The organism is Streptomyces recifensis, from assembly GCF_002154615.1.
In the GTDB taxonomy this organism is placed as follows: domain Bacteria; phylum Actinomycetota; class Actinomycetes; order Streptomycetales; family Streptomycetaceae; genus Streptomyces; species Streptomyces griseoluteus.
This window is the reverse complement of the sequence record NZ_MUNH01000825.1, coordinates 1-700: the sequence shown is the minus strand read 5'-3', so window position 1 is coordinate 700 and position 700 is coordinate 1. Positions and strand designations below refer to the sequence as shown.

1 protein-coding gene is annotated in these 700 nt (G+C 73.6%); it reads left to right on the top strand.

Annotation, left to right across the window (positions count from 1 at the left end; genetic code table 11):
- Nucleotides 1–220: 220 nt before the first annotated feature.
- Nucleotides 221–700 (top strand): MFS transporter (locus CCN33_RS30060; RefSeq protein WP_140394770.1); only part of this gene is annotated, 480 nt, incomplete at its 3' end.

The window sequence follows — 700 nt, the reverse complement described above, 5'->3', positions numbered from 1 at the left end:
GCCTCGACAAGGCGGCCGGCCGGCTCGAACCGCTGCGCCGGCTCAAGCGCTGGCTCGGCCCCCGCGCCGCCCGGGCCCTGCACGCCGCGCGCACCCCCGGCCGCTCCCGCTGACCCCTGCGGCCCAGCTCAGGGTCCGGGTACCGGTTGGTGAATGGCCATTCACCGGATAGAGTGAATGGCCATTCACCAGCCACGCACATTCCCCCGCAGGAGCGTCCATGGACACCTCCGCCCCCATACCCGAGCCGTCCGGCACCCCCGCGGCGCCGCCCCGGCTGCGGGAGCGCCTCACCATCCCCGTGCTGGCGTCGGGCGGCATCCTCATGGCCGTCATGCAGACCGTGGCCGTCCCGCTCCTGCCGGACCTGCCCCGGCTCACGGGATCGTCACCGGCCGCCGTCTCCTGGATGGTCACCGCCACGCTGCTCTCCGGCGCCGTGCTCACCCCGGTCCTCGGCCGCGCCGGTGACATGTACGGCAAGCGCAGAGTGCTGACCTCCGCACTCGCCCTGATGACCGTCGGCTCGGTACTGTGCGCGCTGTCCTCCGACATCACCGTGCTCATCACCGCTCGCGCCCTCCAGGGCGCCGCCGCCTCCGTCGTCCCGCTGTCCATCAGCATCCTGCGCGACGAACTCCCGCCCCAGCGGCGGGGATCGGCGGTCGCGCTGATGAGTTCCACCGTCGGCATCGGCGCC